Origin of the sequence: Enterobacter cloacae complex sp. 2021EL-01169 (assembly GCF_020733125.1) — a bacterium.
Classification (GTDB): Bacteria; Pseudomonadota; Gammaproteobacteria; order Enterobacterales; family Enterobacteriaceae; genus Enterobacter; species Enterobacter roggenkampii.
Map to the genome: position 1 here is coordinate 246603 of NZ_JAJFTC010000006.1, position 8658 is coordinate 255260.

Below are 8658 nucleotides of genomic sequence, written 5' to 3' on the forward strand. Positions count from 1 at the left end.
TAATCACCATTCTGCAAGAAAATTTACCCATTCTGAATAAAAGTTAATCACTGATTGTTGCGAAATATGAAGATAGTTGTGCTGCAACATGGCGAGTAGCATAAATTTCCCTGCTGAAAACTGACGCTCATGGTTTTTTTAATCTTTGTTTGCGGTTTCTCACACTCAGCGTAAATCCCCGTCACCTGTATTGACGTTTTCACATTCTGTTGACAGATTGTAGGGCATGAGGGGCATTTCAGGGACGATCTGCGCTGCAACTCAAACGCTCTTCTGAAAGGATTCTCCATCCCTTTAACGCCTTCGGGCACCTCCGACCGGACCGGGTAAAAAATAAATAAAGGTCTGGCGGCGTAACACAACAAAGCAAAACATCACATTGGAGCAGAATAATGAGTATTTCCTTGAAGAAGTCAGGGATGCTGAAGCTTGGTCTGAGCCTGGTGGCTATGACCGTGGCAGCAAGCGTACAGGCAAAAACCCTGGTTTACTGTTCTGAAGGCTCGCCGGAAGGCTTTAACCCACAGCTCTTTACCTCTGGTACGACTTACGACGCAAGCTCTGTACCGATCTATAACCGTCTGGTTGAATTCAAAACCGGCACCACGGAAGTGATTCCGGGTCTGGCCGAGAAGTGGGACGTCAGCGAAGACGGTAAAACCTACACCTTCCACCTGCGCAAGGGCGTGAAGTGGCAGGACAGCAAAGAATTCAAACCAACGCGCGACTTTAACGCCGACGACGTTGTGTTCTCCTTTGACCGTCAGAAAAACGCTCAGAACCCGTACCACAAAGTCTCTGGCGGCAGCTATGAATACTTCGAAGGGATGGGTCTGCCGGATCTGATCTCTGAAGTGAAAAAAGTGGACGATAATACCGTTCAGTTCGTGCTGACGCGTCCGGAAGCACCGTTCCTGGCTGACCTGGCCATGGACTTCGCCTCAATTCTCTCCAAAGAGTACGCGGACAATATGCTGAAAGCCGGTACGCCGGAAAAAGTCGACCTGAACCCAATCGGTACCGGTCCATTCCAGCTGCTGCAGTACCAGAAAGACTCCCGTATTCTGTATAAAGCATTCGAAGGCTACTGGGGCACCAAGCCGAAGATTGATCGTCTGGTCTTCTCCATCACGCCTGATGCGTCAGTACGTTATGCAAAACTGCAGAAAAACGAATGTCAGGTGATGCCATACCCGAACCCGGCAGACATCGCCCGCATGAAGCAGGACAAGAACATCAACCTGCTGGAGCAGGCTGGCCTGAACGTGGGCTATCTCTCCTTCAACACCGAGAAGAAACCGTTTGATGACGTGAAAGTGCGTCAGGCGCTGACCTACGCGGTGAACAAAGAAGCGATTATCAAGGCGGTTTACCAGGGCGCTGGCGTTGCAGCCAAAAACCTGATCCCACCAACCATGTGGGGCTATAACGACGACGTTAAAGACTACTCCTACGATCCTGAGAAAGCGAAAGCGCTGCTGAAAGAAGCGGGCCAGGATAAAGGCTTCACCGTCGAGCTGTGGGCGATGCCGGTACAGCGTCCGTACAACCCGAACGCACGCCGTATGGCAGAAATGGTTCAGGCTGACTGGGCTAAGATTGGCGTTCAGGCCAAGATTGTGACCTACGAGTGGGGCGAGTACCTGAAGCGCGCCAAAGCGGGTGAGCACCAGGCAGTCATGATGGGCTGGACCGGTGATAACGGGGATCCGGACAACTTCTTCGCCACCCTGTTCAGCTGCGCGGCGGCAAAAGACGGTTCTAACTACTCTCGCTGGTGCTACAAGCCGTTTGAAGACCTGATCCAGCCGGCGCGTGCGACCGACGATCACAACAAACGTATTGAACTGTACAAGCAGGCACAGGTTGTTATGCACGATCAGGCTCCGGCGCTGATTGTTGCTCACTCCACCGTGTACGAGCCAGTGCGTAAAGAAGTGAAAGGCTACGTGGTTGATCCACTGGGCAAACACCACTTCGAAAACGTATCGGTTGAATAATTAAAAGCAACGCCAGGCGGCGCTGCGCTTGCACTGGCCTACGGTATGTAGGCCGGGTAAGCGTAGCGCCACCCGGCAGCAGTGCTTAATTCTCTCTCTGAAAGGAGAGGGGATAAGATTTGTGAGCAATACAGACGTCACGCCACTGGTCGTGCGTCATCAGAGAGAATCCGGGTTATGTTGCAGTTCATCCTCCGACGTCTGGGACTTGTTATCCCCACGTTTATCGGTATCACCCTTCTCACTTTTGCCTTCGTCCATATGATCCCCGGCGACCCGGTAATGATTATGGCGGGCGAGCGTGGTATTTCCCCTGAGCGCCATGCACAGCTGCTGGCTGAACTCGGCCTCGATAAGCCAATGTGGCAGCAGTATCTCCACTATATCTGGGGCGTGCTGCACGGTGATTTAGGGATTTCGCTGAAAAGCCGTCTTCCGGTGTGGGACGAGTTCGTGCCGCGTTTTAAAGCGACGCTGGAGCTTGGCGTCTGCGCCATGATTTTCGCCACCGCGGTGGGTATTCCTGTTGGGGTGCTGGCTGCCGTTAAGCGTGGCTCTATTTTTGACCACACCGCTGTGGGCCTGGCGCTGACCGGTTACTCCATGCCTATCTTCTGGTGGGGCATGATGCTGATCATGCTGGTCTCGGTGCAGCTTAACCTGACACCGGTCTCCGGGCGCGTCAGCGATATGGTCTTCCTGGATGACTCCAACCCGCTCACCGGCTTCATGCTGATTGATACGGCTATCTGGGGCGAAGAGGGCAACTTCATGGATGCCGTCGCGCATATGATCCTGCCTGCCATGGTGCTGGGCACCATTCCTCTGGCGGTGATCGTGCGTATGACCCGTTCATCGATGCTGGAAGTGCTGGGTGAGGATTATATCCGCACCGCGCGCGCCAAGGGCCTGACGCGTATGCGCGTTATCATCGTCCATGCGCTGCGTAACGCCATGCTGCCGGTGGTAACCGTTATCGGTCTCCAGGTGGGGACATTGCTGGCGGGGGCGATCCTGACCGAAACCATCTTCTCCTGGCCGGGCCTGGGTCGCTGGCTGATTGACGCGCTGCAACGCCGTGACTATCCGGTGGTGCAGGGCGGTGTGCTGCTGGTCGCGACGATGATTATCCTCGTCAACCTGCTGGTCGATTTGCTGTACGGCGTGGTGAACCCGCGTATTCGTCATAAGAAGTAAGGGGCCATCATGTCACAGGTTTCTGAAAACAAAGTTGTTGCTGCACCGGTTCCGATGACGCCGATGCAGGAGTTCTGGCACTACTTCAAGCGCAACAAAGGCGCGGTGGTGGGGCTGGTGTATGTCGCTATCATGATCCTGATCGCGGTGTTTGCGAACGTCCTCGCGCCGTATAACCCGGCGGATCAGTTCCGCGATGCGCTGCTCGCCCCGCCTGCCTGGCAGGATGGCGGTAGCCTGGCGCACCTGCTGGGGACCGATGATGTGGGCCGCGATGTGCTGTCGCGTCTGATGTACGGTGCGCGCCTGTCGCTGCTGGTCGGCTGCCTGGTGGTGGTGTTATCCCTGATTATGGGGATCGTACTGGGTCTGGTTGCCGGCTACTTCGGCGGTATCGTTGATAACATCATCATGCGTATCGTCGACATCATGCTGGCGCTGCCAAGCCTGCTGCTGGCCCTGGTGCTGGTGGCGATTTTCGGTCCGTCGATCGGTAACGCCGCCCTGGCGCTGACGTTCGTGGCGCTTCCTCACTACGTGCGTTTAACCCGTGCGGCGGTGCTGGTGGAAGTGAATCGCGATTACGTCACCGCCTCTCGCGTGGCGGGTGCCGGTGCGATGCGCCAGATGTTCGTCAATATCTTCCCGAACTGCCTTGCGCCGCTGATCGTTCAGGCGTCGCTCGGTTTCTCTAACGCCATTCTTGATATGGCCGCTCTTGGCTTCCTGGGCATGGGTGCGCAGCCGCCAACACCGGAGTGGGGCACCATGCTCTCCGACGTGTTGCAGTTCGCACAAAGCGCCTGGTGGGTTGTCACCTTCCCGGGTCTGGCAATCCTGCTGACGGTGCTGGCATTTAACCTGATGGGTGATGGCCTGCGTGATGCGCTTGATCCCAAACTGAAGCAGTAAGAGGCACGAGATGGCGTTATTAAATGTAGATAAATTATCGGTGCACTTCGGCGATGAAGGCACCCCGTTTCGCGCCGTGGACCGCATCAGCTACAGCGTAAATCAGGGCGAAGTGGTTGGCATTGTCGGGGAGTCCGGTTCCGGTAAGTCAGTGAGCTCACTGGCGATCATGGGGCTGATTGATTACCCGGGCCGCGTGATGGCGGAAAACCTGCAGTTCAACGGTCAGGACCTGAAGCGCATTTCTGAGAAACAGCGCCGCCAGCTGGTGGGCGCTGAAGTGGCGATGATTTTCCAGGATCCGATGACCAGCCTGAACCCGTGCTACACCGTCGGTTTCCAGATTATGGAAGCAATCAAGGTGCATCAGGGCGGGAATAAGAAAACGCGTCGTCAGCGGGCGATCGACCTGCTGAACCAGGTGGGCATTCCTGACCCGGCATCGCGTCTGGACGTTTACCCGCACCAGCTTTCAGGCGGGATGAGCCAGCGCGTGATGATCGCCATGGCGATTGCCTGTCGGCCAAAGCTGCTGATTGCGGATGAACCGACGACGGCGCTTGACGTGACCATCCAGGCACAGATCATCGAGCTGCTGCTGGAGCTGCAGCAGAAAGAGAACATGGCGCTGGTGCTGATTACGCACGATCTGGCGCTGGTGGCTGAAGCTGCGCACAAAATCATCGTGATGTATGCCGGCCAGGTGGTCGAGACCGGAAATTCACACGATATCTTCCGCGCGCCGCGTCACCCGTATACCCAGGCGCTTTTACGCGCGCTGCCGGAGTTTGCTCAGGATAAAGCGCGTCTGGCGTCGCTGCCGGGTGTGGTGCCGGGCAAATATGACCGTCCGCAGGGCTGTCTGCTCAATCCGCGCTGTCCGTATGCGACGGACAAATGCCGGGCGGAAGAACCAGAGCTGAACCAGCTGGCTGACGGTCGTCAGTCGAAATGCCACTACCCACTCGATGATGCCGGGAGGCCAACACTATGAGTACGCAACAGGCCACCACGCAACAGCCGCTGTTGCAGGCCATCGACCTGAAAAAATATTACCCGGTGAAGAAGGGGCTGTTTGCCCCTGAACGCCTGGTGAAAGCGCTGGACGGCGTCTCCTTTAACCTCGAACGCGGTAAAACGCTGGCGGTGGTGGGGGAGTCCGGTTGCGGGAAATCCACGCTGGGCCGTCTGCTGACGATGATTGAAGTGCCGACTGGCGGCGAGCTCTATTATCAGGGGCAGGATCTGCTCAAGCACGACCCGCAGGCGCAGAAGCTGCGTCGCCAGAAAATCCAGATTGTGTTCCAGAACCCTTACGGTTCGCTGAACCCGCGTAAAAAGGTGGGGCAGATTCTGGAAGAGCCGCTGCTGATTAACAGTAATCTGAGCAAAGAGCAGCGCCGTGAAAAAGCGCTGGCGATGATGGCGAAGGTCGGCCTCAAAACCGAGCACTATGACCGCTACCCGCACATGTTCTCCGGCGGCCAGCGCCAGCGTATCGCCATCGCGCGCGGTCTGATGCTTGACCCGGACGTGGTGATTGCCGATGAGCCGGTGTCGGCGCTCGACGTCTCCGTGCGGGCGCAGGTGCTGAACCTGATGATGGATCTCCAGCAGGAGCTGGGGCTCTCTTACGTGTTCATCTCCCACGACCTGTCGGTGGTGGAGCATATTGCCGATGAAGTGATGGTGATGTACCTGGGGCGCTGCGTGGAGAAGGGGACCAAAGACCAGATCTTTAATAACCCTCGTCACCCGTACACCCAGGCGCTGCTGTCTGCGACGCCGCGTCTGAACCCGGACGATCGTCGTGAGCGCATAAAGCTGACGGGAGAGCTGCCAAGCCCGCTGAATCCGCCGCCGGGATGTGCATTCAACGCCCGCTGCAGCCGCCGCTTTGGCCCCTGCACCCAGCTACAGCCGCAGCTGAAGGAGTATGGTGGTCAGCTGGTGGCCTGCTTCGCGGTCGATCAGGATGAAAATGGCGAGAAACCACACGCATAACGAAAAAAACCGGCGATAAGCCGGTTTTTTTATGTCTGCTTGATTATTTCCGCAGGCGAATCTGGTCGACGGCGTGCTTCTCGCTCTTGGTGAGGATCAGGCTCGCACGCTCGCGCGTCGGCAGGATGTTCTCTTTAAGATTCACATAGTTGATCTCATTCCACAGCCCCGTCGCCACATTGATCGCTTCTTCTTCAGAAAGCTGAGCATAGTGGTGGAAATAGGAATCCGGATCGGTGAATGCCCCTTCACGGAACTTCAGGAAGCGGTTGATGTACCAGTTCTGCAGCAGGTCTTCCGGCGCATCGACATAAATAGAGAAATCGACGAAATCCGAGACAAAGACGTGATGCGGATCGTGAGGATAGTCCATGCCGCTTTGCAGCACGTTGAGACCTTCCAGAATGAGAATATCCGGCTGGACCACCGTCTTATCCCCACCCGGGATGCGATCGTAGATCAGGTGCGAATAGACCGGCGCCGTCACGTGAGGCACGCCGGATTTCAGATCGGAGACAAACTTCACCAGACGGTGCATATCATAAGAGAGCGGGAAGCCTTTCTTCTTCATCAGCCCGCGTTCTTTTAATACTTCGTTTGGATGCAGGAAGCCGTCGGTCGTGATCAGCTCCACGCTGCGGTGTTCCGGCCAGCGGCTCAACAGTGCCTGCAGGACGCGTGCGGTGGTGCTTTTACCCACGGCCACGCTGCCTGCGATACTGATGATATAAGGAATGCGTTGACCGTTCGTCCCGAGAAACTGCTCCAGCACCGCCTGACGACGCAGGTTCGAGCTGATATAGAAGTTAAGCAAGCGCGAGAGGGGGAGATAAATTTCTGCCACTTCTTCAAGGGACAGATCTTCGTTTATCCCTTTTAACCGTGCGATTTCACCTTCCGTCAGCGTCATAGGGACGGAATCACGCAGGGCAGCCCACTGGCTGCGGTTAAAGTGAAGATAAGGCGTCATTAACGTTTGCTCTTTTTTGCTCATAAGCATGCTTCAGTGAGCCAGCATTAAACTGCCGGATCGTGGCTCATCACACAGTTAATTTTGGACAATGGGCAGGAGGTTAACACCAGATGACAGGAATAATAAGAAAAAAGATGGAAAGCGCTGCGTTACGCGGAGGCCGTCACGCTACGGTGTTTACAGTGCAAATACCCCTTACATGTTGATTATTTGACCGTGAATGACTACTTTTACAGCGCTCAACACGCTGTTAGCATAAAATGTGAGCGAAAGAACGTTTTATGCAAATTTTTAGTTGCATGACCGCGCAGGTATCCATAGAATGCGCGCTACTTGATGCCGACTTAGCTCAGTAGGTAGAGCAACTGACTTGTAATCAGTAGGTCACCAGTTCGATTCCGGTAGTCGGCACCATCAAGTCCGGTGGGGTTCCCGAGCGGCCAAAGGGAGCAGACTGTAAATCTGCCGTCACAGACTTCGAAGGTTCGAATCCTTCCCCCACCACCACTTTCTGGCAGCGTAAATGCCGCCGGAGCTGGTTGGAAAAATTAGCCAGCTCAAACTGAAAAAGAGAGAAATCTCTTTTTTTGTTACAGAAAGAACTGGGTAGCCGAGTTTCAGGATGCGGGCATCGTATAATGGCTATTACCTCAGCCTTCCAAGCTGATGATGCGGGTTCGATTCCCGCTGCCCGCTCCAATACGTGCTGATATGGCTCAGTTGGTAGAGCGCACCCTTGGTAAGGGTGAGGTCCCCAGTTCGACTCTGGGTATCAGCACCACTTCACTTCTCCTTCCCGTTTCTCTCTGTTTCAATTTTACTGTATTCAACAATTCAGGCATTTCGCCTGGTTGATGTGGTGATATCACCGATTTATCCGTGTCTTAGAGGGACAATCGATGTCTAAAGAAAAGTTTGAACGTACAAAACCGCACGTTAACGTCGGTACTATCGGCCACGTTGACCATGGTAAAACAACGCTGACCGCTGCAATCACTACCGTTCTGGCAAAAACCTACGGTGGTTCTGCTCGTGCATTCGACCAGATCGATAACGCACCAGAAGAAAAAGCTCGTGGTATCACCATCAACACCTCTCACGTTGAGTACGACACCCCGACTCGCCACTACGCACACGTAGACTGCCCAGGCCACGCCGACTATGTTAAAAACATGATCACCGGTGCTGCGCAGATGGACGGCGCGATCCTGGTTGTTGCTGCGACTGACGGCCCAATGCCTCAGACTCGTGAGCACATCCTGCTGGGTCGTCAGGTAGGCGTTCCTTACATCATCGTGTTCCTGAACAAATGCGACATGGTTGATGACGAAGAGCTGCTGGAACTGGTAGAGATGGAAGTTCGTGAACTGCTGTCTCAGTACGATTTCCCAGGCGACGATACCCCAATCGTTCGTGGTTCTGCTCTGAAAGCGCTGGAAGGCGACGCAGAGTGGGAAGCGAAAATCATCGAACTGGCTGGCTTCCTGGATTCTTACATCCCAGAACCAGAGCGTGCGATTGACAAGCCATTCCTGCTGCCAATCGAAGACGTATTCTCCATCTCCGGTCGTG

The 8658-nt window shown here is 55.2% G+C and carries 7 protein-coding genes and 4 tRNA genes; 10 read left to right on the top strand and 1 reads right to left on the bottom strand.

The annotated features are described in order from the left end of the window. Positions 1-392 precede the first annotated feature (392 nt). From dppA to dppF, 5 genes are all read left to right on the top strand, one after another. Positions 393-2000 (top strand): dipeptide ABC transporter periplasmic-binding protein DppA, encoded by a 1608-nt coding sequence (dppA, locus tag LLF79_RS16720; RefSeq protein WP_008502769.1) that lies wholly within the window; start codon positions 393-395, stop codon positions 1998-2000. Positions 2001-2177: 177 nt separating this feature from the next. Beyond that, positions 2178-3197 (top strand): dipeptide ABC transporter permease DppB, encoded by a 1020-nt coding sequence (dppB, locus tag LLF79_RS16725; protein WP_008502770.1) that lies wholly within the window; start codon positions 2178-2180, stop codon positions 3195-3197. 9 nt (positions 3198-3206) lie between these two features. Then, positions 3207-4109: a dipeptide ABC transporter permease DppC gene (dppC, locus tag LLF79_RS16730; protein ID WP_008502771.1), complete on the top strand. Its 903-nt coding sequence runs from the start codon at positions 3207-3209 to the stop codon at positions 4107-4109. A 10-nt stretch (positions 4110-4119) separates the two neighbouring features. Beyond that, entirely contained in the window at positions 4120-5103 is a 984-nt protein-coding gene (dppD, locus tag LLF79_RS16735; RefSeq protein ID WP_008502772.1) for a dipeptide ABC transporter ATP-binding protein, read from the top strand. Next, a complete protein-coding gene (gene dppF, locus LLF79_RS16740; protein WP_008502773.1) occupies positions 5100-6113 on the top strand; it encodes a dipeptide ABC transporter ATP-binding subunit DppF in 1014 nt (337 codons plus the stop codon). The genes dppD and dppF overlap by 4 nt, the downstream gene beginning before the upstream one ends. Positions 6114-6156: 43 nt before the next feature. On the opposite strand, the gene coaA is transcribed toward dppF, so the two are convergent. After that, complete coding sequence (gene coaA, locus LLF79_RS16745; RefSeq protein WP_021242480.1) at positions 6157-7107, bottom strand: type I pantothenate kinase; 951 nt, start codon at positions 7105-7107, stop codon at positions 6157-6159. Between the two features lie 317 nt (positions 7108-7424). Here coaA and LLF79_RS16750 point away from each other — a divergent pair. The 5 genes from LLF79_RS16750 to LLF79_RS16770 all read left to right on the top strand — a co-directional run. Further along, positions 7425-7500, top strand: a tRNA-Thr gene (locus LLF79_RS16750). A gap of 8 nt (positions 7501-7508) precedes the next feature. Then, a tRNA-Tyr gene (locus tag LLF79_RS16755) sits at positions 7509-7593 on the top strand. A gap of 117 nt (positions 7594-7710) precedes the next feature. After that, positions 7711-7785 (top strand) — tRNA-Gly (locus LLF79_RS16760). A 6-nt stretch (positions 7786-7791) separates the two neighbouring features. Next, positions 7792-7867 (top strand) — tRNA-Thr (locus LLF79_RS16765). A 118-nt stretch (positions 7868-7985) separates the two neighbouring features. Beyond that, positions 7986-8658, top strand: a 673-nt coding sequence (locus LLF79_RS16770) for a GTP-binding protein (protein ID WP_227879920.1), incomplete at its 3' end; no start/stop codon positions are given.

Bases quoted from the DNA above. Each gene is read 5' to 3' on its own strand.
- dppA (WP_008502769.1), top strand. From the start codon at position 393: ATGAGTATTTCCTTGAAGAAGTCAGGGATGCTGAAGCTTGGTCTGAGC.
- dppB (WP_008502770.1), top strand. From the start codon at position 2,178: ATGTTGCAGTTCATCCTCCGACGTCTGGGACTTGTTATCCCCACGTTT.
- dppC (WP_008502771.1), top strand. From the start codon at position 3,207: ATGTCACAGGTTTCTGAAAACAAAGTTGTTGCTGCACCGGTTCCGATG.
- dppD (WP_008502772.1), top strand. From the start codon at position 4,120: ATGGCGTTATTAAATGTAGATAAATTATCGGTGCACTTCGGCGATGAA.
- dppF (WP_008502773.1), top strand. From the start codon at position 5,100: ATGAGTACGCAACAGGCCACCACGCAACAGCCGCTGTTGCAGGCCATC.
- coaA (WP_021242480.1), bottom strand. From the start codon at position 7,107: ATGAGCAAAAAAGAGCAAACGTTAATGACGCCTTATCTTCACTTTAAC.